Raw genomic sequence first — 23,280 nt, 5'->3', positions numbered from 1 at the left:
TGATTGTCCCTGCGTCAAGTCTGCATTTTTTTGCATATACGCGCAAAGATTTGCGTGCAATATTTTGCACACCCATTTCCTTACTCTTCCTGCACATCCATGATGCCCAATTTTTCCATCTTGTAGTACAAACTGCGAATCGCGATTCCGAGGCGCTTGGCTGCAAGAGTGCGATTGCCTTTGGCTGCCGCCAGTTCCCGCAATATGTGCTGACGTTCGGCCTTTTCCACCGCTTCTTTTAACGTAGTGCCAGTGGAACCCTCATGCTGGGCCTCTTCCTTTTTGGTCGAAACGATTCTTCTTTCCAATGGGGGTAAATGCTCCGGCATAATGATTCGCTCGTTGATCCGCATATGAATCATCGCTCTGCCCAGTACATTCTCTAGCTCGCGTACATTGCCTGGCCAGTGGTAGGACAGAAGCATCTGCCATGTTTCTTCATGCAGCTCTTCTACATTTCTTCCGTATTCCAGATTGGCTTTTCGTAGCAGGTGCATAGCAATCGGCTTAATATCTTCCAAGCGCTGTCTGAGTGGAGGGATATGAATCGGTACGACGTGGAGACGATAGTACAGGTCTTCACGGAAACGTCCCGCTCCGATCGCTGCCTCCAGATTCACATGGGTAGCCGCAATGACGCGAACATCGATGTTGATCGGCTTCGTTCCACCGACACGCACAACCTCTCGCTCCTGCAGGACGCGCAAAAGCATGACCTGCATGCTCATGGACAGCTCGCCGATCTCGTCCAAAAAGATGGTTCCACCGCTCGCTTCCTCAAAAAGCCCCCGCTTCCCTCCTCGACGCGCACCTGTAAACGCGCCTTCCTCATACCCGAAAAGCTCACTCTCCAAGAGGCTCTCTGAGATCGCTGCACAATTAACCCGGATGAATTGGTTGTATTTTCGTTCACTTGCATTATGTATGGCGTGGGCAAACAGTTCTTTCCCCGTTCCCGATTCCCCGCGGAGAAGGACAGTTGCTGGTGTTGACGCCGCTTTTTTGGCTTGCTCGATCGCCTGCTGCATGGACTCGCTATAGCCGATGATGTCTGCAAAGCTATATTTTGCCTCCAGATTGCGGATGATGCGACGAGCTTTCTCCAGCTCTTCTGACAGACGCTTGAATTCGGAGACATCGTGAATGACGCCTACGCTGCCTTTCAGCTCCCCATCGACCACAACCGGCGCAACATTGACCACGACGTCCTTGCGCTTTGGTCCCAGTTTCATAGGGACGCCTCTCACTGCCTTCTTCGTTTTCAGGACTTGCATGTGCATACTGTCGCCTTCGGAAATATCTACCGTCGCTGGTTTCCCGATAATGTCTTCTTGCGAAAAACCCGTAAGCCTTGTGTAGGCTGGGTTGATCAAAAGTCCATTCCCGTATTGGTCAACGACTGATATCGCTTCGTCCGATGATTGAATAATCGCTTGCAGCATGCTCTGCAAATCTTTCAAGTTCGTCACTTCTTCTGCCAACGCCATGATTTCTGTAATATCACGGAAAATGGCAACAGCTCCGACAACTTCTCCTCGATCATTGCGAACGGGCACGCGGTTTGTAATAATGCGCGTCTGATTCGGCAAGACTTGCTCCTGATTCAACTCGGGAGAGCCTGTCGTTAATACAATATGTAACCGAGTGTTCGGTATACGCTCTGAAACTTTTGTATCCAGCACTTCACTCGCCTCGATGCCCATCAATCGCTCTGCAGCTTTGTTGAACAATGTAATAATCCCTTGGCGATTGACCCCAATGATCGCGTCATGTGTAGAGTTCAACATCGTTTCCCGCTCTCGCTGATTTTGCATCAAAACGGCAATCAGCTTATCGCGTTCGCGAATCAATTTCATGACGATTCTTGTAAACGTTCCTGGGATGAGCACTGTCTTGTCTTTTTTTAATTGCCTGAGGTGCTCATACTCCCCCAGGTCCCCTGTAGCTTCTAGAATGACATCCAGATCCTCATCCAAATAAGGCCGATAATCCTGATCGACGGGAATCCCCAATGATTGGGCAAGCAGTATGCCTGGGGCGTCCGGCCTTTGATCGACGACAGCAACAACTTGTAATCGGTCCATCTGATTTAGCATCCGCAGGAGTGCTGTTCCACCACGTCCCGCACCAACGATGAGCAGCTTGTGCATGCGAGAGACCCCTCACTTTTTGAACAACCTCTTTACGATCTTACTCGTAACCATTGTACTCCAACAAATCGTTGATGGACAGGCGTTCTTCCCTAACGTGCGCTCGTTCGTGTGCAACAGGTACGGTGGACAAGGCTGAACGCATCCGATATGATGAAAAGACCGTCCCGTAATTATTGTAGTCCTTTACGCATTCGAGAAAGGGGTGAAAACCCTTGGTTTTTCAGAAAATCATTGCACTCTTAATTATGGTAATTCCGGCGGCAATCGCCATGTACGGAATCAAATTAATCCGTGACGCATTCTTCTATTCTGCCTCTCCAGACGTTGGATTTTTATGGGGAAAACTCATTCTAGGTATACTGGCTTTCGCCATCCCTGTATGGTTTATTGCAGGATTTATTCTTCATCACGAACGCAAAAAAAATCGCGTACAGCCCCGTTTCATGGTTCCTGAACCTGATGACGAGGACTAGACCAAACCGGACGAGCCAGTCTGGTTTTCTTTATTTTCGGCTTCTGTAACTCTCCCCCATTGGTCGAGTCGACGAAGCCAACCAATCTGTTCAATAACGCGGGAAAACGAGCAAAATTCTGCCGCAATCTGAACACACAAGAAAAGCACGAGCATACTCGCCTGCACATAAATCGGTGTCCCGATGACAAAGAAAAAGCCTGCTGCAAAACCTAAGGCATTCGAGCCTGTATCTCCGAGCATGATTTTGCCGCCTACGTCGTGGGGAAATAGGAGGATGCTCGCAAGGAAGATAGGAATCAACAAAATCCAGTTGACCATTGCCGCACTGGCTCCTATTGTCAGTAGGCCAAAAGCTACAGCGAGTGCTATCAGGCACCAAAATACTTTAATCGCTCGTCCTGGCCGCAGATCAAACAAGTTAATGATATTGGGTGTGAGCGCAAGCAAACCAAAGGCCACAAACTCTGCCCAAATTGTGTTTGAAAGAGCCAGGGTGAGACAGAAGGCCGTGCTTGTCCCCCCAATTAACTTCCACATGCCGCTGGTTATTCGCCTTTCTCGCCATAACACACCGAAATGTCCACGAAAGCCTTTTACATCCCGATCTGATGCACAATCATCACGCCAGCCCCAAAAGGCCATCGTAATCATACCTGTTAGAAATAAAATACCTTGCAGGAAAAGCTCGCGATCGACCCTTCTGAGCCAAAGTAGTCCGATTAGAACTATCCCGGTTATAACGCTCGAACCTACGAGGATGAGCCCCCCTGCTGTCAATACCGGCTCTCCATCGTAATTGAATCGATTCATTCCAAGCGCTTTGAGCTTTTGTGTGCCGACTTTATACAGGGGACGGTCAAGCACCAGTGGAAAAACGACCGCGACGAGTATCATTATCATGATTTTCGTTTCCACTCTTGCCCCTCCCACCATTTCCAGCATAGCGTTCGGCTAATCGCGACAAACTCTTTCCCCCGATGACAGAAGCCTGCCCAATCGTTTTTCGTTTCACGATGCGAAAAAAAGACAGGGACCTCTGCTACACGATACCCTGCCCGCAAAGCATCGACAGTGAGCCCCACCTCTATGCCAAATCCTCTATCCTGGCTCCCTAATTGCTCAAGAAGCTCACGACGTATTGCGCGTTGTCCCGATAAAGGGGCTTTTGTTTCAAAGCCTGTCAACATCCGAATGCCATGATGGGCCAAGCCTTTTGCTAATCCGAGACCTGCTTTCACTTTCGGAGGTGGCAGAACAGCTACCGCCATATCACAGACATCTTGTAGCACCGGTGTAAGCAACTGTGCGGCTTCTGCTGCGCTGTCTCGCAAATCACCGTCCAGAAGCATGACCACATCCCCACTGGCGTACTGCCAGCCCAATTGAACAGCTGCACCTTTCCCTTGATTGCGCGGCACTCGAATGACCCTATCCGCCCACTTGCTTGCGATGTGTGCCGTCTCATCTTTACTGCCATCATCAACGACGATAAGTTCATCACAAAAAAAGCGTTCACGGACGGCACGGAGAGTATCACCAATGGAAGCCTGTTCGTTGAACGCCGGGATGACGACACTAACTTTTTTCACGCGAGCCCTTCCTCTCAGTCAATCTCTTTTGCACTTGTTCTAAAAGTGCCCATTGTTTTGCAGGAGAGTCGGGCACTTCTACGACCTGTATCCAGGAATTCATCTGTTTTTCCCGTAGCCAAAGCGGGGCTTGCCTTGCTACCACCAAAAGCACCCCATCTTCCCAACTGTTTCCCTCGCGATAAGAAACCACATCCATGCCTACTGAATGCATCAGTTGCGTAAGCTGTTCAGAAACGTTGCCATCCTCCTGCCAAACATACACCTTGCTTCCTGCAAGTTCGTCCACATAGCGTATGCTCATGAGCTGGACAACTTCTTGGTTGCTGCGCGCAACTTCCTTGAGCAAACGATTCATTTGCTGCCTTAACTCATGGTTGCTTTTGAGAGCACGGTCGTACTTTGCTTCCATATTGGAAAGGATGCCTTTAGTTCCTTGTGTTATCCATGTATGGCCTGCCGTCCCTCCTAACAAGATCCCTACCCCAAGTGCGACAAATATGGCAGCCAGTGAAATCAAATGATAGCGGAAGGGTATCATGTATACCTCCATGAAAAGTGCGTTGTTCATAAAGTCCAAGTCCGCCATTGGGTCCAAATCATCTGTACAGCACTGCGGGCGATTGGATTAATAACGAGCGCGGCTGAAACAGGGAGAAGCATAGCGACTAGGCACCAACCCCACAGCTTCCATGACTCGCTCGGCCTATAGAGATGACTGACTCCTTTGGCATCAATTAGCTTTGTCCCGATCTTCGTGCGGACCAATAACGTGCTCGCCATACCTTTACGGCCTTTTTCCAGAAAATCAATCATATTGGTATGAGCACCGATCGTGACGATCAGTTCAGCCTCCTTTTCGTACGCTAACAGCATCGCCACATCTTCGCTCGTACCAGGCGCTGGCAAGACATGATAAGGCAAACCGAGAGCTTTTACGCGAGTCGTTCCAGGTGCTGTCCCATTCACAAAAGCATGTACGACAATCTCCGCTCCGCATTGGAGCGCTCTGTCCGAGATGCTGTCCATATCTCCCACAATCAGATCTGGACGATATCCTGCTTCCATGAGGGCATCTGCACCACCATCGACCCCGATCAAAACAGGTCGATATTCCCGAATGTAGGAAGATAGCGTCAGCAAGTCCTCTCTGTAATGTTTCCCGCGAACGACGACAACGACATGTCGCTGCTCCATTTTTGTATGTAATTGCACATGGCAAAGCGGTTTTAAAAATAGGTCTTTTTCCTTGCTGGCGTACAAAAGTGTATTGTCGATAAACGAAGAGAGTGTGTCATCCAACTTATCGTGCGCTTCATGCCATCGTTTTAAAATGGAGGGAACCGTCACCTGCTGCAGCCTGCATACATGGACCCACTTTTCTTCCAAAAGGATGTACAGATTTTCTTCACGGATTGTTGCATACTTGCCCTCGATCCACTCCATGAATGAATCCGACACATCTACATCCAGTACCTCATAGAGTGTGATCCCGTTTGTTAAAAGTTGGCGAGCCCCTTCAGCCGGGTATTGCCCCGTCATGAATGCCGATAGGTTGAGGACGACTTTTACCCCTCTTTCCAGCAAGGACTGTGCTGCTATCTCATCAACGTCCGGATGATCAATGATGGCGATATGATGGGAGTGGAGACGTTTGCACAACTGCTTCGTCTTCAGATCAGCCGCTACAACAGCCGTGTATGAATGTGCTGCAGAACCTTTTCGTTTGCCCACTTTTCCACCTCCGCCTTTAGTATGCTAAATATTTCCTTCTCACATGCAAAAAAAAAGAGACTGTGCACGAAATGCACAGCCTCTTTTAAGCGAAGCGTTTTCAGTTTCACCTACGCACCTTTGGCCAGGTAGTAAATGATCAAACCGTCTGCGAACAGGAAAACCACCAAAGATACAAAGCCAAATAAGATTGCAAATGTGTTTTTCGCTCTGATGGAATTCAAACAGCCCCAAGCGATAAAGAATGTGAAGATAAACATCAGGATGTCAAATAAAACGATTTTCATTAACGACAACTCCTTCACCATGATGACGCAACAGGAATACAATGGCAATTCCATTATATAGCTTCGGGTATTATGAGACAAGCATATCCAAATTTGTGAACAAAAAATTTCACAATTATTTTCCTTTTATTGTGCCACAAGTTGCGCTGCCTATCCAGATACTCCAGCAATCCTGCTCGATCCATTTTTCTTGCCCGGCTACGTGACCATGGATGGTATGAACGAGGTCTTTCAGTTCGCCATCAGTTAATTCATACAGAATGGATCGGCCTTTTCTTGAAAGCAAGTCAGCCTCCAAATCAGACCAGCTATTGTATTCTCGTCTTGTCTCCCATAGCGTTGTCTTGTTCACCTGCTCAAGCCCCGCGAGCTTCATGGTGTCCTGCACCGTTGTATCATCCGGTCTTCGTGTCTGCTCTATCGCTAGCAAGCGCGGGTATCGCGTAAAGAAATAACCGCGAAAATGAGTCGGCGAGGCCGGCATTTTGACATCATCCATCGTCCGGTCTTGGATTAAGCAAATTCCCCCCGGTGCCAATAGCCTAATGACTTCTTTAAAAAATTTCTGCAAGTCTTGCTCCGGGAAATGATGGATCAAGGCGCGAGCGAATACAATATCCGCACATTGACTCGGCAAGCCGGTTGCCCGTGCATCCCCCTGTGCAAACGAAATCTTCGGATCGTCAGCGCATTGCTCTCTCGCCGCTTCAACCATCACCTGGGAAAAATCAACCCCCGTGACAGAAGCAGCTCCTAACCCAGACCAAGCCTTGGTATAAATTCCACCACCACAACCGATGTCCACGACGTTTTTTCCCACGGGATTGACGAGCGACTGGATCGCCTGACTCCACGAATTGTCGGCGGTTCTCCCTGTATAGCTCAACTGGTTTTTCTCCGCGTGAAAATCAATTGTCATTCCTGTTTCGCCTCCATGAACTCCAATCGGTTCCCAAATGGGTCCTCTGTGAAAAAGCGGATAAGGTGCGGGATTTCTTCATCAATCCGAAACGATACCCCATTTGCTTGCAGGTGCTCCATCAGTGAACCAATGTTTTGCACGAGAAACGCCGGATGCGCTTTTTTCGCGGGAATGAATCCTTCTTCTACGCCAATATGAATCATTTGGGCACCACATTGAAACCATACACCCCCTCGAACAAGAAGCTTCGCTGGCTTTGGAACCTCCGGCATTCCCAAGAGCTCACCGAAAAACTTGCGCGCTACGTCCTCTGTTCCTGCTGGTGCTGCTAATTGTACATGATCAAGCCCAATCCATTTATGCGTTGTTGTTGTCATCGTCTTCATTTCCTCCTCATTTTTGGCAAAGAACCATCCATTCGTCAATCTGATGGGTCATGACTCTACCATCCTTTGTGGTAAGCCCTAGATATTCTTTTTGTTCATCTGTAGCGTTCAGCAGCAGTTTTTCCACGCTCGCTTCCTGCTCGGATGATTCGGAGGTACGTTGGACCCATGGTAAAAATTCAAATCTTTTTTTGCGTCCCTGCTGCTTTTGCAAAGTCATGCCGTTCGCTTCAAACAAACCTCGCCATTCACTTACGGAAAGACAGCGAACATGACTGGGATCGCGTGTTTTCTCTATTTCATTTATGAATGCCGAGAGTGACGATTCCTCAGGAGAGACATTGTCGATGAAGAGAAACAACCCACCAGGGGAAAGCACGCGACTCACCTCACGAACAAAAGCCGCCGGATCGGGAAAATGATGAGCCGCAATTCGGCATGTGACGATCTCAAATGATCCATCGAGAAACGGGAGAGATTCTGCGTCAGCCTGAACATACATCACATTATGGACAAGTGCTGTATCATTGGCCGCCGATGCCGCCATGAGCATCGGACGAGTCAAATCCGTGGCGACAACCAAGCTCACATGTGGAGCCAATGTCCTCGCTACATGCCCACCTCCCGTGGCGATATCCAGTGCCCGCCAGTTCTCTCTTGGCTGCATCCACTCCACCATCAGTTCCAGGTCGCTGCCTTTTGCATGCGTCTTGCTTTGCACGTATTGCTCAGCATTTTTTCCAAATTGCGCTTGTACAGCCTGTTTGATCTCCTCATTCTTCATCAGGAACACCTCCTGCCTACATCATATTCCAATGTTTGTCATCCTTGTTATAGAATACAGATAACTAGTTATCGAGAATTTGAATAGGAGGCAACTAAAAGTGGATCGAGAAAGTCTTGAGGTTTTTTTGACGATTGCTCGTCATGGATCGATTAATCGTGCTGCACAGGCGTTATTTTTGGCGCAATCAACACTTACACACCGATTGAAGCAGCTAGAGCGCCAGGTTGGGAGTGCGCTTTTTGTTCGCACTGCTTCAGGAGTGAGTCTAACAGGCGAAGGACGTCGGTTACTACCGGTGGCTACAAATATCGTGGAGCAAATGCGCTCCTTTATCCAAGAGAAAGAACAGCGCCAATCGATGAACATCGTCGCAGGAAAAGCTTTTGTCGCCTATGAGCTGCCGAGACTGATTGGTGAGTACCGGATTGCTCATCCGGGCTTTACCTGCTACGTCCGCTCTACGTTGTACGAGGAGTCCCTCAGCGCTCTGCTAACCGGCACAGCCGATATTGCCTTTCTCGGGAGTGAAATGTATCACCCGCACATCCATCAAGAATTTCTTCCCAGCGATCGACTCCTGCTCGTCATGGCCCCGAGCCACCCTTGGGCAAGTGGGTTTCCAGGTTTTCAAGCATGGCGTACCGAGGAAATGATTGTGTTCGGGAATCACACCGCTCCTTATCGCCAACGGATTGACCGCTATCTGGCACAGAAGGGAGTTTTTCCGAATATTATTATGGAATTGGACAGCTTCAATGCTGTTAAAAAAATGGTCGAACGGCAGCTAGGGATCACCATCCTTCCGGAAAGAACCATACAACAAGAGCTTGCGACCGGAAGATTGGTTGCCTACGATATCGCAAACGGCGAATTAGTTCGCCCAACCCTTATCGCCTACCTTCATCCAAAAAAAGAGGACGATGCTTTCCAGCAATTCGTCCAATGGATCAAGGAACATTATTAACAAAATTCACTGTAGGGTTAGTACCGTAAGCTCCGGGCGGCAAAACAAACGAACAGGCAAGATCGTCGTACCCAATCCTCTGTTGGTGTACACAGCCATGCCACCTACCTGATACATTCCTTGTACATATTTACGCCCGTATTGCGGCGCCAATAGATGACCAATGAAGGGCAAGCGTACCTGTCCTCCATGACTGTGGCCAGACAGTTGAAGATGCACGGGATATTGTGACGCCATATCAGCAAAATCAGGTTCATGCGCCAACAATATAACGCTGCCCTCTGGCGGGATATTTTCTAACGCTTTTGAAAGATCTGGTACGCCATAGAAAAGGTCATCCACTCCCGCCATGTATAACTGCTGGCCATCTTGGTGTACGACAACATGCCGATTATCCAACACTTCGAATCCTGATGCGACCAATCCATCCCGGACTTTTTGCTGTTCACCAGCTCGATAATCGTGGTTGCCCAAAACGGCGAATTTACCTAATGGGGCTAGGAGCTGATTGAAAAGGGGAACGGCGGCGAATAGAGGTCGTGTCACTTCATCAACGATATCCCCTGTGAAGCAAATCAAATCCGGTTTTTCGCACTGGATCACAGCAATAACCGACTCCAACTCTTTCGCTTCAAAATAATGACCGAGGTGGACATCGCTGAAATGAATGAGCTTTGTTCCCTTAAAGTTTTCTGGCAATCCCGGTATCGTAATGGACAATCGCACGATATCAAGTGCTTTACGTTCCCATACATGACCGTACACGCCAGTCGCTATTCCGAGACCAATCAATCCCCCTACCCATTTCGTGACTCTGTGGAGAAATGTTTTCCTCGAAATGGGAGCAAGGTTAGGATCATTCACTGTCCTTCGTTCGCTCATACCCATTCACAACAACGTCCAATCTCCCCGTCACCGGGTCAATGAGTAAGCCATGTACCTCCACATTCGGTGGGAGGAGCGGGTGATTTTTAATCGTTTCTACGCTATTTTTTACACTTTCCTCTACACGATCGAACCCGTGCAGCCATTTATGTAAGTTAATCCCCGCATGTTGGAGCGTGGAAAACGTTTGAGCCGTGACTCCTCGCTCCAGCATCTTCTCCATTGTGCGTTTGCTATCGATCGCACTCATCCCGCAGTCATAATGCCCGACGACCATCACTTCTTCAGCATTCAATTCGTAGATCGCAATTAGAATACTACGCATGATACTCCCAAAAGGGTGGGACACGATTGCCCCGGCGCTTTTTACGTGCTTGATATCCCCATTGCGCATGTTCATGGCTTTCGGTAGAAGTTCAACCAAACGGGTATCCATACAAGACAGCACGACCAATCGTTTATCAGGAAACTTGGTGGTTTGGTACTTTTCATATTCTTGGTTGGCCACAAATTCGCGGTTAAATGCGAGAATTTCATCCAAATTGCGCACTTTCACAGCACCTGCCTCGCTCTTAGTAGTATGTATTTGTATTGTATGCTTTTCTATTTTACATAGGAGGATCAAAATCTCGCAAGGGACTCTGGCAGTTTCTTATCAAATGGTTCATTTTGTCAGGATGTAATGCCTGTGTCTTGTCGTGATCTAGCAGCTCCTCGCACCAAGCACGAAGATGCATCATTCTGTTCATGCTTTTTTGATAGTCCTCTAGGTATCTTTGATAATGACGAGGTCTCTCCTCTTCTGGATACATCCCGAATTTTACTTTATCAGGATACTTGGAAATGCTAAATCTGCAAGCGCAACCCTCTTCGGTTGTCATCCACCATGCCTGTTTTTTCGGAAAACGCTTGAAGAAATGAGGACTTTTTTCATGTGATAGCTTGCCTGTCAAAACATAAGGAGAGACTATCGGATTAGGGTCAATTCCTGGTGTTTCTCTTATCATGACGAATAATTCTAGGCACATGGATTCAGTTCCTCCGGGAAGAGTACATTTTTAGTTATAGTAAAAGTACCCCAACTTTGGTAAAATAATCAAAAAAATAATTAGGAGAGTTGCAGATTGAAATTTAGACTAGCCTTAATACTTGCACTAGCACTAATCCTTCCAGCCTGTAGTGAAACTGCAAGCACACCAGAAGTGCCGCTACCTGCATATGTATTAGCCATTGACCGATTTGACGAAAGCACCGGTATGTGGATGGTTGCTTTAGCCACAGAATCAGATGATGAAAAGGAATTGCGCGCTTTAGTGGAAAATACTCGGACCTTAGCGAAAGACAAGAAAGAAGAAGTTAACTCCGTTTCTGTGACCATTATCAAACCAGATGGAAGGATTCCTTCCACTGTTACTGCATTTGGCAGAATTGCCTTGACGAGTAAAGGCATGGAACAAACCGGATTGAGTAGTATTTCCGAAATGGTCTTTGAATATAAAAACGCTCCCCCAGCAAGCCCCGAACAACCACCTACTACACCAGCTAAAGAAACTTCTAATTGAGTTTCATCAAAGGCCAAGGTTAAAATACCTTGGCTTATTTCTTGCCCCTAGACACTTCTACGTTTACTAGTCAATACATTAGGTTAAAACCTGAAATATATTTCCTAATTGCTCCTTATTTGCGAATGATTCATCAATCGATAAATAGGATAATAGGGTAATTGCTTTTTTAGCTTTATTTGCCGCAAACATTTTATGATGACCATCCAATAAGAAATGACTATAAACCCCTATCTCATCAAAATGATTCAACGGATATTTTATATCTAGGAAAGAAATGCTCAACGCTGTTGGTGTTTCTTCTACATTCACCCTTTCTACATAATCATTTATGGCTACATGATTCAATGATTCACTGGATTGAATGGGTACAATATATTCCTCTATTTTCTTCATACTGCTAATATTCCTTAGCCCAGCCTTGTAGTACTCAGTCCCATATGCCTCTCTTTTCATTCTAGGATACACCTTCAACAAAGTTGCAATGTAATGACCATTGGGAATGAGACAGGATAAATCTGACATGAAATCTTCGTCTAGTGTATTTATCCCTTGATTTAATTTGTTCGATATTTTTGTTGGGCTTTTCATATCCATTCCTGAAACGTCGGCATAAAAAAGACAGGTTTCACAATCTATGCCTGTATTGGCTATTTCTTTTCCCTCAATGGTTAGAAACCTTTGACGATAACCAGCCTGCTTATACGCAATTGGTGATGTAGAAGAGCTAATTCTAATTTCTTTATAGGATAGTAGTTTGCTCATTTCATTTAATCTCCGAAGTATTAACCTTTAAACTTTGATGGGTTTTCAACATAACTTTCGATCACATAGCCACAATTTGTACAGATTCTATGAATGATCGCGGAACTAAGCGGAACAAACTTGCCGAAGGGAAACACTCCCGCATCCCCAGCTTGCCTCCCTTTTCCAATCTCATTACACCCACATTTTGGACACTGCACTGTTGGATTTTCCATTTTGCACCTCGCTTTTACTACGTCCTACCCATACAAAAAGACACTAGCAAGCAAATGCTAATGTCTTTTTAAGGATCGTGTAAACGATTCTCTACATCCTAGCTAATCTTCGCCTCAATCCGCAGCTTATCTGCCACCATGGCAATAAACTCACTGTTGGTCGGCTTCGCCTTGGTGTTGGAAATCGTATAACCAAACAAGCTGGAGATCGAGTCCAGATTACCACGGGACCATGCTACTTCAATCGCATGACGGATGGCACGTTCTACACGACTAGCCGTTGTATTGAATTTCTTTGCAATGTCCGGGTACAGGACTTTGGTAATCGAGCCGAGCAGCTCGACATCGTTGTATACCATTGTAATCGCTTCCCGCAAATACAAATAGCCTTTGATGTGCGCTGGAACTCCAATCTCATGAATAATGCTGGTGATGCTCGCGTCCAAATTGCGACCGCGGATTTGCAAGGTAGCTTGCGGTTTCACAGAAGAAACAAAAGAAGAGGCAGGCTTGGTTGTAATGATTTGACGGATGCGCTGAGCCAGCACCTCCATATCAAACGGTTTCAAAATGTAGTATGCTGCTCCCAGCTCTACTGCTTTCTTCGTAATTTCTTCCTGCCCGAAAGCAGTCAACATGATAATTTTAGGTTGAGGACTTAAGCGCATGGCCTGAATTTGCTCCAAAACAGCCAAGCCATCCAGATGTGGCATAATGATATCCAAAATTAATACATCGGGTACACGTTCCTGCAGCAGTCGAACTACCTCATTGCCGTTGTAAGCAACACCCACAACATTCATGTCATACTGGCTACTGATGTACTCTTCCAACAGATTCACAAATTCTCGGTTATCATCTGCCAACAACACTTCAATCTTGCTCAAGGTCGTTCCTCCTAACAATGGACGGTCTTTTGGAAAGAAGGTGGCGTTTTAGAAGTTAACAAATCTAAAAGGTTTAGTCCATACCATCTTTTTCTCTACAAAAATTATTCGACAAAGCAAATTCCATTCCTGCCAATGACGAAAGATTGAATGATTTAACTGATATTTCGACAAAGAATTCTTTCATTTCTAACCGATTCGTCAAAGGACTGCAAAAATCGGAAAAGCCGTCTCGCTTCGTTCGCGTGACGGCACTTTATTCAGGCAGCCTTGGTTGTATGGGTTCGGGATTCGGCTGTATCTCGGACGTTCACGCCAGCATCCTGAAGCATCCATTCAATGTAGCAACCGTATCCCGAAGTAGGATCATTGACAAACACATGCGTGACAGCACCGACGATCTTGCCCTTTTGAATGATGGGACTGCCGCTCATCCCTTGTACGATGCCACCTGTCTTTTCCAAAAGGCGTTTGTCCGTGACTTTAATAATCATCCCTTTGGTTGCGGGAAAATGCTGCTTGACCACGTTCGCGATCTCAATATCGAACTCTTCTACTTTCTGACCTTCCACGACAGTAAGAATTTTGGCTGGCCCTTCCTCTACCTGCTCGGCAAGAGCGATTGGTAACGGCTCCTGATAATAGCTGCGTTTGGGCTCGTCCTTCATTTTGCCGAAGATGCCAAAAGGGGTGTTTTTCGTTATATTTCCAAGAACTTCACTTTCATTGTAGAAACGTGCAAATTTCTCCCCTGGGTTGCCACTTTGTCCTTTTTCAATCGATGTGACACTTGCTTGCACGATCTGGCCATCTCCTACGACAATAGCTTGACCAGTATCAACGTCGGAAATGACGTGCCCTAATGCCCCGTACGCTTTGGAATTTGGATCATAAAAGGTCAGTGTCCCTACTCCTGCCGCTGAATCCCGAATATAGAGACCCATACGGTATTCACTGTCTTTTTTATCTTTTGCTGGGTGCAAAGTGAGCGAAAGCTTTTCCTTGCCACGAACGACAAGCAATTGGACGGAATGATTCTTTTTCCCATTTTCGTTGATCAATTTCTTTACATCATTCATGTCGTTGATGTACATGTCATTCATTTTGATAATCATGTCACCAACGTGTATACCTGCCTGTTCACCTGGAGAAAACTTGTTTTTACCATCGTCTACTAAATGATGACCGACAACCAAAACACCCGCTGTTTGCAGCTTCACCCCGATTGACTGTCCACCAGGGTACAACCGCAGATCTGGCAATACATTTACTTTTACAGCAGTCAGCGGAATGTTATGCCACTTCACCTGCAATTGGGCTTCCCCAGCCCTACGCGGTTCTACAGACATAGGCCTGCTCAAATCAACGGAAACCTCACGCGCCTCTGTCCCGTTAACGTGCAAAATATCAGGATTGCTATTGATTAGCGTGCCCATTACCGGCACTGAGACCCGTAGTTGCTCGAGGGACCCTTCCATCAAACGCAATTCACGGGGAAAGGAGGACAGATCGCGGAACGGGGTGGAACTCACGACAAGCGCCGTGATGAGGAGAAGGAGACTTCCCATCCATTTTCTTTTGTTTTGTCGGATCACCAGTAATCACTCCTACCGTTCCCTACCTACACCTACAAAAACAAAACGGTCAGGTCCGTTTTGATTGACCGCAAGCGGTCATGAGGGACACCTCCACCTTGTGTACCTTTAATGTTGCCACCAGCCAAGCGGATTATGTCAGGAAAATAACCCACTCTGAACATTAGAAAGCCACGCTTCATCAAGTCCTTAGCGAGTCCATTTTTGCACTTTTTATCAACGAAAAAAGACTGCCAACCAAATTAGCTGACAGTCTTTCGTTCACGACCGAGAAGGATCATCTCGCGTGCATGTTCTTCTGTTTTTGCTGTTACCTCTGCCCCGCTTAGCATACGAGCCAGCTCTGATACCCGTTCATCATCAGACAGACGATTCACCCGCGTCTCCGTTTCATTCTCGCTCATTTCCTTTTTGATCAGAAAATGAGCGTCTGCCATGGATGCGACCTGTGGCAAGTGCGTAATGCACAGGACTTGGCGCTGTCCAGCGACCCGGGCGAGCTTTTCTGCTATCGCTTGAGCTGCCCTTCCACTTACTCCTGTGTCGACTTCATCAAAAATGAGGGTCTCCACTTGATCAGTACCCGCCAAAATCGTTTTAATGGCCAGCATGACACGCGACAGCTCTCCGCCGGAAGCAATCTTCGCCAAGGGACGCAATGGCTCACCCGGGTTAGGTGAGATTAAAAACTCGATCTGATCCATTCCGTTCGCATCTACGAAGCGCTTGATTCCGTCGATTTCTACCCCGTCTTCATCCGGTGTCTGTCTGACGTCGATGGCAAAACGAGCTCGCTCCATGTGCAGTTCTTTTAATTGCTGCTCGATTTCTTGTGCGAGCTTTCCTGCACATTCGGAGCGAATAACTGACAACTCCAATGCTTCCACTGCCAAATCGGCTGCAAGCTCCTGCAATTGCTTTTCCACCTGCTGGAGACGATCTTCGTAGTGATGCATGTCATCCAATTCATCCTGAATCGTTGCCGCGTACTCCAAAATATCGTCTACACTTTTGCCATACTTGCGTTTTAACGACTGGATTTGATCAAGACGGCGTTCTACTTCTGCCAGCTGCTCCGGTTCAAAATCCATTTGGTACGACAATTGACGAAGGTTATGCACCACATCTTCTATCTGATAGTATGCCGATTGGACCATTTCCAAAATCGGAACGAGCTGTTCTTCGTAGTTCACACCACGCTCAAGCTCACCCATCGCATGACCCAACCAATCCATGCCCTTTTGGTCACCATGCAAAGCCCGGTATGCATCTTGAATCGTTGAATAAACTTTTTCAATGTTCATCCACTTTTTCCGCTGCTGCATGAGCTTCTCGTCTTCACCAGGCGTGAGGGTTGCCGACTCAATTTCATCGAGCTGATATTGCAAAAGATCGATGCGCTGCACCAGCTCCCGATCATTGCGTGCCATGCGCTCCAGATCTTGCTTTGTCTTGCGGTACGCAGTATACAGGGTTCCATATTCTTGCTTCGCAGCTCCCAACGCACTTTCCCCATATGCATCCAGCCAATTGATATGCTTGTCTGACTGCATCAGCATATGCGTATCGTGTTGCCCATGCACCGTAACCAACCATGGCCCTAACTCACGCAGCATAGCGAGAGTTACGAGCTGGCCATTGATTCGAATGATACTTTTCCCTTGATTCGATATATCTCGGCGTACCACAAGCATACCGTCTTGCTCAATCTGGACGCCGACATTCTTACAGACGTCAAGTCCCGGGTGACCAGGCGGCAATTCAAACAGCCCTTCCACCTCTGCACGAGGCTCACCGTAACGGACAAAATCAGCCGAAGCCCGGCCTCCTAACAACAGTCCTAGCGCATCGATAATGATGGATTTACCAGCACCAGTCTCCCCTGTCAGGATGTTTAACCCTTTTTGGAAAGAGACCGTCACTGATTTGATGATGGCAAAATTTCGGATCGAGAGTTCCACTAGCATCGCAAGCGACCACCTTCTACAACATTTCCATTAAGCGTTTCGTCACTTCATTGGTATTTTCTTTCGAACGGCAAATAATCAGGATGGTGTTGTCTCCACTGATCGTCCCCATGATTTCTTCCCAAGGAAGGTTGTCAATCAGTTCCGCTACCGCATTCGCATGTCCCGAAAGCGTCTTCAGTACAATAAAATGATCGGCTTGGTCAATGCTAATAAAGGAATCCACAAGCATACGTTTCAGCTTTTGCAGTGGATTGAATTTTTGTTCAGCAGGCATTGAATACTTATATCGTCCATCAGGAAGGGGCACTTTTACCAAGTGTAGCTCCTTGATGTCTCGGGATACAGTTGCTTGCGTTACGTTAAAGCCAGCAGTCCGCAAGCGGTCCACCAGCTCATCCTGTGTTTCCACCTCTTGATTGCTGATGATATCCCGAATACGAATATGTCGTTGCCCTTTGTTCATATGGATTACTCCCATTCCCCTTGTAATTTCGTTCGTATTGCTTCGAAAAAGCCACCTTTTTTCCACTTAATCAGCGGGGTAACACACGGTGACTTTTTAATGTAAATATGATCGCCGCCCTCGAGTCGATAACCAAACTGCCCGTCAATGGACAATCCCATCTCTTGATGAATGGCATCCACTTCGACCCGGATCGTTTGATTGCCAGACAATACCATTGGCCGAGCCGTCAAGGAATGAGGAGCCACTGGTGTCAGTAATAGCATGTCCACATTAGGGGCCACTATTGGACCGCCTGCAGAAAGTGAGTATGCCGTTGATCCGGTCGGCGTAGAGACAATGACACCGTCTCCACTGAACGTCGCAACGTACTCATCATCCAGAAAGACTGCACATTGAATGATCCGGCAAAATGACCCTTTTGCAATCCCTATATCATTCATGGCCGTGTATGTCCCCAGCGTGATTCCTTTTCGAACCAAACAAGCTTCCAGCATGGCTCTCTTTTCAATGTCGTACTTTCCAGAAAGGAGATTGTCTACAGCCTGAGGCAGATGCTCCGGTTCCGCTTCCGACAAAAAGCCCAACGTGCCTAAATTAATTCCAAAGATTGGGATAGAGTGACCGGCAAGCTGGCGAGCAATTCTGAGTAGCGTGCCATCGCCTCCCAATACACAAACCAAATCCGCCTGCTTCCCCATCTCTTCTACAGATGCGCCCAGTTCCAGATGCCCAACATCTGAAGCAATATGTTCATCCAGGAATACTTGCGCCCCTCTGTCCTCAAGTAAATACAGCAGTTCCCGTGCAACGATACGTGCTTCGGGTTTTCCTTTGTTCGCTATGATTCCAATTTTCTTCACGTGGTCCACCCCAAAACTGGTTGGTTGGAAATCCTTCTTGAACAACCTCATATACAAGTATACAACTTCACATGCATAAATAAAAAGCCTCGATTGTGACAAAACTCCCGAGGCTTTGGTTTTTATCCTATTTCAAATTCGCATGAGCAGACGCAACTACCTCTGTTACGCATTGAAGCCAAGCTTCCGAATCCATGCCGCCCTCATTTTTCTGGACGTGCATAACAAATTCAATGTTTCCTTCTCCCCCAGTAATTGGAGAGTAGTCCAAGCCTTTCAGCGCGAAACCCAATCCACTGGCAAATTGGCCAATGTCAGTCAGCACGCTCTCGTGTACCTCAGGATCTCGGACGATTCCGTTCTTTCCGACTCTATCCTTGCCTGCTTCAAATTGAGGTTTGATCAGCGCAACGACGTCACCGCCATCCGTCAGAAAACGGTACAACACTGGCAAGATCAATCGTAACGAAATAAACGATACGTCAATCGATGCCGCGTTTGGACGTTCATGTTCGAAAGCTTCCGGGTCCATATGCCGAAAATTCGTCCGTTCCATGACGACCACTCGTTCATCCTGGCGCAAGCTCCACGCGAGTTGTCCGTACCCGACGTCAATCGCGTATACAAGGCGCGCACCGTTTTGCAGTGCACAGTCCGTAAATCCGCCAGTGGAGGCCCCGATGTCCATCATGACACGATCCTTCATGTCGATCTCAAAGACACGCAATGCCTTTTCCAGCTTGAGGCCACCCCGACTCACATACGGGTGTACCTCGCCCTTCACCGTAATCGCAACATCCTCGGCAAATTTGGTTCCCGGCTTGTCACAGCGCTCGCCAGCTACTTGCACAAGGCCTGCCATTACGGCTGCTTTTGCTTTTTCTCTGGTCTCATAATGGCCTCTTTCGACCAAGAGAACATCAATCCGTTCTTTTCTTACACTCATGCTTCCACTACGCCCTTCGAAATTGGCATCAAAGACCGGACACGAGCAGCGATATGATCAGCTGTGAGCCCTACCTCTTGCCGCTGTTCTTTCACACTTCCATGCTCAACAAAATAATCAGGTACCGCGACAACTTGTACATTCATGCCGTGATAGCCTGCACGACTGTAGCATTCAATGACAGCGCTGCCGAAGCCGCCCATTTCGCAGCCTTCTTCAACTGTAATGATATCGTAGCCTTCCTTCGCCAGTCGGAATAGAAGCTCTTCGTCCAACGGCTTGCAAAAACGCGCATTGACCAGCATCGGTTTGATTCCTTCTTCTTGAAGCTGATTAACAGCCGCCTCAGCTATTTCGAATACGTGACCGAACGAGAGAATCGCCACGTGTTTGCCTTCGCGTACAATCTCCGCTTTTCCGATTGGCAGCACTTGCAGCTCTTCATCCATTTTGACGCCACGAATCGGCAATCGCGGATAACGATAAGAAATCGGGCCTTCTTTATATTCCACTGCTGTCTTCATCATGTGACGCAGTTCATTTTCATCTTTTGGTGCCATAATGACCATATTCGGAATGATGCGCATGAATGCCACATCATACATGCCTTGGTGTGTCTCCCCGTCTGCTCCGACGAGCCCAGCACGGTCAACGGCAAAAATCACATGGAGCTTTTGGCGGGCGACATCGTGGATCAACTGATCATAGGCTCTTTGCAAAAAGGTCGAATAAATCGCAAAGACCGGCTTCAAGCCTTGCGTAGCCAATCCTGCCGCAAATGTACATGCGTGCTGCTCTGCGATCCCTACGTCAAATAGTCTGTCCGGGTACTTCTGACCGAATGGGATCAAGCCGGAGCCCGCTGGCATTGCAGGGGTCACAGCCACAATTGAATTGTCTTCATCTGCGAGCTTCATCATCGTATCCGCAAAAACGGATGTATACGTTGGTGCAGATTTCGGTGTATCGCCTGACTCGATTTTATACGTTCCGATGCCGTGCCACTTGACCGAATCGGCTTCTGCTGGCGCATAGCCCAGTCCTTTTTTCGTGATGGCATGGATCAATACAGGTCCTTTTGTATGCTTGGCTGTCTTCAATGTATCGAGCAACAGTTCCATGTTATGTCCGTCGATTGGGCCAATATACGTAAAGCCTAACTCCTCGAAAAGAACGCCAGATACGAGCAGATATTTCATGCTGTCCTTAAAGCGTTCAGCCATATGAGCTAATTTGCCCCCTACAGCCGGTATCGATTTCAACAAGCCTTCGACTTCATCCTTCGCCCACTGATAGTTCTCCGTTGAGCGAATTTTGCCCAAGTAGTTGTGCAGGGCACCAACGTTTGGCGCAATGGACATCTCGTTATCATTTAGCACAACGATGACATTCTTGCGCTCATGACCAATGTGGTTCAATGCCTCTAAAGCCATGCCGCCTGTCAGCGCACCGTCACCGATCACAGCAACGACATGATTCTTTTCCTTTTTCAAATCCCGCGCAGTCGCCATCCCCATAGCGGCAGACAACGACGTACTGCTATGCCCGGTTTCCCAGACGTCATGCGGGCTTTCCACCATTTTTGGGAACCCGCACAGACCTTTGTACTGACGCAAGGTCGGAAACATCTCCCGGCGTCCGGTCAGCATTTTATGTACGTATGCTTGATGTCCGACATCCCAGATCAGCTTGTCCTTGGGACTGTCAAAAACATAGTGCAGCGCTAGCGTCAGCTCGACGACTCCCAAATTCGGCGCAAGATGACCGCCTGTTTTCGAGAGCGTTTCGATTAGAAACTGACGGATCTCGGATGCCAATGTATGTAGCTGCGGTTGCGTGCACTTTTTCAAGTCTTGAGGATCATTTATAGTAGTAAGCAGCATTGGTATTCCTCACTTTCCACTGTTCGTTCTCCGGCGATTGTGCATGCTGCATATCAATCAAGCCACTAGAAAACCCGGCTTTCCTTATTGCTATAGCCGATTCCGCTTATTTTCAGCTTGATTCATTATAACGGTTTCTTAATAAAAACACCACTTTTCATCAATATATACGAATATGAAAGCGATATCTTGCATTTTCTGGTAAGATGATTTTGAATACATACTCCGAACAAAAGAGGTGGACGTCCGTGAAGTTCTCACAAATTCAGTATGAGCGCATGGATATGGACAAAGTTGAAGGACAATTCACGCAATTATTGGAAGCGTTTCAACATGCTGCAAGCTTCTCTGAGCAGGATGCGATCATGGCTCAATTGAACAAACTGCGACAAGAAGTGGAATCTGCGCGGCATGTCGCACAAATCCGCCACACGATCAATACAGAAGATCCTTTCTACAAAGCGGAACAAGACTATTGGGATGAAGCAACTCCTCTGTATACGGGAATCGTTTCCCGCTACTATCAGGCGATTGTCGATTCTTCCTTCCGCGCTGAATTGGAAGAAAAATGGGGTGCACAGCTTTTTCGCATCGCAGAGAGCACACTCCGTACATTTTCGCCGGAAGTCATCTCTGATTTGCAGGAAGAAAACCGTTTGGCCAGTCAATATGTCGCACTGAAAGCTTCTGCCAAAATCATGTTTGATGGAGAAGAGCGAAACCTTTCCGAGATGATTCCTTTTACAATTGCGAAGGATAGAGACATGCGCAAGCGCGCTAATGAAGCGAAGTATGATTTTATGCAGCAACATACGGATGAATTTGATCGCATCTACGATCAGCTCGTCAAGGTACGCACACGCATTGCCAAAAAACTCGGTTTCAATAGCTTTGTGGAGCTAGGCTATGCACGCATGAACCGTACCGATTACAATGCAGAAATGGTAGCCAGTTTCCGCCGGCAAGTGCTCGATCACATCGTTCCCGTAGCGTCAAAGCTCGTCGAACGTCAGCGACAACGCATTGGTGTCGATACACTTGAGTATTACGATCTTTCCTTTGATTTTGCTACAGGGAATCCCAGCCCGAAAGGCCCGCCGGAATGGATTGTGGAAAACGGGAAAAAGATGTATGCCGAGTTGTCACCTGAAACGGATGAGTTTTACAACTTCATGCTGGATAATGACTGTTTAGATCTATTGAGCAAAAAAGGAAAGGCTACTGGCGGCTACTGTGAATACATCAGCCAATACAGGCTCCCCTTTATTTTCGCCAACTTTAATGGTACATCCGGTGATATCGACGTACTCACGCACGAGGCAGGACATGCGTTTCAGGTGTATGTAAGCCGAGATTTTGACGTACCTGAATATCATTTCCCAACCTATGAGGCATGTGAAATACATTCAATGAGCATGGAGTTTTTGACGTGGCCATGGATGGAGCATTTTTTCAAGGAAGATACCGACAAATACAAATTCTCTCATCTCAGTAGCGGACTCCAGTTCATTCCGTATGGCGTGTCTGTTGATGAGTTCCAGCATGTTGTTTACGAGAATCCAGATATGACTCCGTCAGAGCGTAAAAAGGCTTGGCGTGAAATTGAGCGCAAGTACCTCCCGCATCGCAATTACGCGCAGAACGAGTATCTCGAGGAGGGTGGGTTCTGGCAGCAGCAATCGCATATTTTTCAAAGTCCGTTCTATTACATCGACTACACACTGGCCCAGATTTGTGCGTTCCAATTTTGGAAACGGTCACAATCAGAGCCAAAACAAGCTTGGGAGGATTATTTGACGCTTTGCCGCGAAGGCGGAAGCAAATCGTTCCTCGAGCTGGTACAGGTGGCGAAGCTTTATTCTCCATTTGAGGACGACTGCCTTCCATCGGTGATTGGCGAGATTGAACAATTTTTAAATAGCATTGACGATAAAAGCTTGTAATAGGCA

Annotated in this window: 24 protein-coding genes; 4 read left to right on the top strand and 20 right to left on the bottom strand. The window is 47.3% G+C overall.

Annotated elements, in window-relative coordinates:
* Positions 1 to 80: 80 nt before the first annotated feature.
* The gene (locus HP567_RS15515) at positions 81 to 2,150 is read right to left on the bottom strand and encodes a sigma 54-interacting transcriptional regulator (RefSeq protein ID WP_173609582.1); all 2,070 of its coding nucleotides are present in this window, start codon (positions 2,148 to 2,150) and stop codon (positions 81 to 83) included.
* A 215-nt stretch (positions 2,151 to 2,365) separates the two neighbouring features.
* Between HP567_RS15515 and HP567_RS15510 the strand changes: the two genes are divergently transcribed.
* A complete protein-coding gene (locus tag HP567_RS15510) occupies positions 2,366 to 2,626 on the top strand; it encodes a DUF2627 domain-containing protein (RefSeq protein ID WP_007720834.1) in 261 nt (86 codons plus the stop codon).
* Here HP567_RS15510 and HP567_RS15505 read toward each other — a convergent pair.
* The 8 genes from HP567_RS15505 to HP567_RS15470 all read right to left on the bottom strand — a co-directional run bounded on the left by HP567_RS15505 (position 2,623) and on the right by HP567_RS15470 (position 8,330).
* Positions 2,623 to 3,543, bottom strand: coding sequence for a UDP-N-acetylmuramyl pentapeptide phosphotransferase (locus tag HP567_RS15505; protein WP_229088042.1), 921 nt, complete (start codon positions 3,541 to 3,543; stop codon positions 2,623 to 2,625). The genes HP567_RS15510 and HP567_RS15505 overlap by 4 nt on opposite strands.
* The gene (locus HP567_RS15500; RefSeq protein WP_173609584.1) at positions 3,525 to 4,217 is read right to left on the bottom strand and encodes a glycosyltransferase family 2 protein; all 693 of its coding nucleotides are present in this window, start codon (positions 4,215 to 4,217) and stop codon (positions 3,525 to 3,527) included. Before HP567_RS15500 ends, HP567_RS15505 begins: the two co-directional genes overlap by 19 nt.
* Positions 4,204 to 4,758, bottom strand: a complete 555-nt coding sequence (locus HP567_RS15495; protein WP_173609585.1) for a copper transporter — start codon at positions 4,756 to 4,758, stop codon at positions 4,204 to 4,206. The genes HP567_RS15500 and HP567_RS15495 overlap by 14 nt, the downstream gene beginning before the upstream one ends.
* 26 nt (positions 4,759 to 4,784) lie before the next feature.
* Complete coding sequence (steA, locus tag HP567_RS15490) at positions 4,785 to 5,951, bottom strand: putative cytokinetic ring protein SteA (protein ID WP_173609586.1); 1,167 nt, start codon at positions 5,949 to 5,951, stop codon at positions 4,785 to 4,787.
* 110 nt (positions 5,952 to 6,061) lie between these two features.
* Positions 6,062 to 6,238 (bottom strand): DUF2759 family protein, encoded by a 177-nt coding sequence (locus HP567_RS15485; RefSeq protein WP_173609587.1) that lies wholly within the window; start codon positions 6,236 to 6,238, stop codon positions 6,062 to 6,064.
* A gap of 115 nt (positions 6,239 to 6,353) precedes the next feature.
* Positions 6,354 to 7,157: a class I SAM-dependent methyltransferase gene (locus HP567_RS15480; protein ID WP_173609588.1), complete on the bottom strand. Its 804-nt coding sequence runs from the start codon at positions 7,155 to 7,157 to the stop codon at positions 6,354 to 6,356.
* Positions 7,154 to 7,537, bottom strand: a complete 384-nt coding sequence (locus HP567_RS15475) for a VOC family protein (protein WP_173609589.1) — start codon at positions 7,535 to 7,537, stop codon at positions 7,154 to 7,156. The genes HP567_RS15480 and HP567_RS15475 overlap by 4 nt, the downstream gene beginning before the upstream one ends.
* Before the next feature lie 16 nt (positions 7,538 to 7,553).
* Positions 7,554 to 8,330, bottom strand: a complete 777-nt coding sequence (locus HP567_RS15470; RefSeq protein ID WP_173609590.1) for a class I SAM-dependent methyltransferase — start codon at positions 8,328 to 8,330, stop codon at positions 7,554 to 7,556.
* 100 nt (positions 8,331 to 8,430) lie between these two features.
* On the opposite strand from HP567_RS15470, the gene HP567_RS15465 reads away from it, so the two are divergent.
* Positions 8,431 to 9,297, top strand: a complete 867-nt coding sequence (locus HP567_RS15465) for a LysR family transcriptional regulator (protein ID WP_173609591.1) — start codon at positions 8,431 to 8,433, stop codon at positions 9,295 to 9,297.
* 6 nt (positions 9,298 to 9,303) lie between these two features.
* Here the strand turns inward: HP567_RS15465 and HP567_RS15460 are convergent, their stop codons facing one another.
* From HP567_RS15460 to HP567_RS15450, 3 genes are read right to left on the bottom strand one after another with little or no spacing between them, the layout of a single operon-like run.
* Entirely contained in the window at positions 9,304 to 10,179 is an 876-nt protein-coding gene (locus tag HP567_RS15460; RefSeq protein WP_173609592.1) for a metallophosphoesterase, read from the bottom strand.
* Complete coding sequence (locus tag HP567_RS15455) at positions 10,154 to 10,732, bottom strand: beta-class carbonic anhydrase (protein ID WP_173609838.1); 579 nt, start codon at positions 10,730 to 10,732, stop codon at positions 10,154 to 10,156. The genes HP567_RS15460 and HP567_RS15455 overlap by 26 nt, the downstream gene beginning before the upstream one ends.
* 58 nt (positions 10,733 to 10,790) lie before the next feature.
* Positions 10,791 to 11,210: a hypothetical protein gene (locus tag HP567_RS15450; RefSeq protein ID WP_229088040.1), complete on the bottom strand. Its 420-nt coding sequence runs from the start codon at positions 11,208 to 11,210 to the stop codon at positions 10,791 to 10,793.
* Between the two features lie 96 nt (positions 11,211 to 11,306).
* On the opposite strand from HP567_RS15450, the gene HP567_RS15445 reads away from it, so the two are divergent.
* A complete protein-coding gene (locus HP567_RS15445) occupies positions 11,307 to 11,744 on the top strand; it encodes a hypothetical protein (RefSeq protein WP_173609593.1) in 438 nt (145 codons plus the stop codon).
* A 78-nt stretch (positions 11,745 to 11,822) separates the two neighbouring features.
* Here the strand turns inward: HP567_RS15445 and HP567_RS15440 are convergent, their stop codons facing one another.
* From HP567_RS15440 to dxs, 8 genes are all read right to left on the bottom strand, one after another.
* Entirely contained in the window at positions 11,823 to 12,509 is a 687-nt protein-coding gene (locus HP567_RS15440; protein ID WP_173609594.1) for a hypothetical protein, read from the bottom strand.
* Positions 12,510 to 12,822: 313 nt separating this feature from the next.
* Positions 12,823 to 13,611: a sporulation transcription factor Spo0A gene (spo0A, locus tag HP567_RS15435; protein ID WP_007720793.1), complete on the bottom strand. Its 789-nt coding sequence runs from the start codon at positions 13,609 to 13,611 to the stop codon at positions 12,823 to 12,825.
* 260 nt (positions 13,612 to 13,871) lie between these two features.
* Positions 13,872 to 15,206 (bottom strand): SpoIVB peptidase, encoded by a 1,335-nt coding sequence (spoIVB, locus tag HP567_RS15430; RefSeq protein ID WP_173609595.1) that lies wholly within the window; start codon positions 15,204 to 15,206, stop codon positions 13,872 to 13,874.
* Between the two features lie 242 nt (positions 15,207 to 15,448).
* On the bottom strand, positions 15,449 to 17,173 hold the full coding sequence (gene recN, locus HP567_RS15425; RefSeq protein WP_173609596.1) for a DNA repair protein RecN: 1,725 nt from the start codon (positions 17,171 to 17,173) through the stop codon (positions 15,449 to 15,451).
* Positions 17,174 to 17,189: 16 nt separating this feature from the next.
* Positions 17,190 to 17,639, bottom strand: coding sequence for a transcriptional regulator AhrC/ArgR (gene ahrC, locus HP567_RS15420; RefSeq protein WP_007720787.1), 450 nt, complete (start codon positions 17,637 to 17,639; stop codon positions 17,190 to 17,192).
* 5 nt (positions 17,640 to 17,644) lie between these two features.
* Complete coding sequence (locus HP567_RS15415) at positions 17,645 to 18,502, bottom strand: NAD(+)/NADH kinase (RefSeq protein ID WP_173609597.1); 858 nt, start codon at positions 18,500 to 18,502, stop codon at positions 17,645 to 17,647.
* 127 nt (positions 18,503 to 18,629) lie between these two features.
* The gene (locus HP567_RS15410; RefSeq protein ID WP_173609598.1) at positions 18,630 to 19,448 is read right to left on the bottom strand and encodes a TlyA family RNA methyltransferase; all 819 of its coding nucleotides are present in this window, start codon (positions 19,446 to 19,448) and stop codon (positions 18,630 to 18,632) included.
* Entirely contained in the window at positions 19,445 to 21,331 is a 1,887-nt protein-coding gene (gene dxs, locus HP567_RS15405; RefSeq protein WP_173609599.1) for a 1-deoxy-D-xylulose-5-phosphate synthase, read from the bottom strand. The genes HP567_RS15410 and dxs overlap by 4 nt, the downstream gene beginning before the upstream one ends.
* Positions 21,332 to 21,579: 248 nt before the next feature.
* On the opposite strand from dxs, the gene HP567_RS15400 reads away from it, so the two are divergent.
* Entirely contained in the window at positions 21,580 to 23,274 is a 1,695-nt protein-coding gene (locus HP567_RS15400; RefSeq protein WP_173609600.1) for a M3 family oligoendopeptidase, read from the top strand.
* Positions 23,275 to 23,280: the final 6 nt, after the last annotated feature.

The sequence above is a fragment of the Brevibacillus sp. M2.1A genome, assembly GCF_013284355.2.
Lineage (GTDB): Bacteria > Bacillota > Bacilli > Brevibacillales > Brevibacillaceae > Brevibacillus.
Note: the sequence above shows the minus strand (reverse complement) of the source record. Positions and strands in the feature narration are given on the sequence as shown.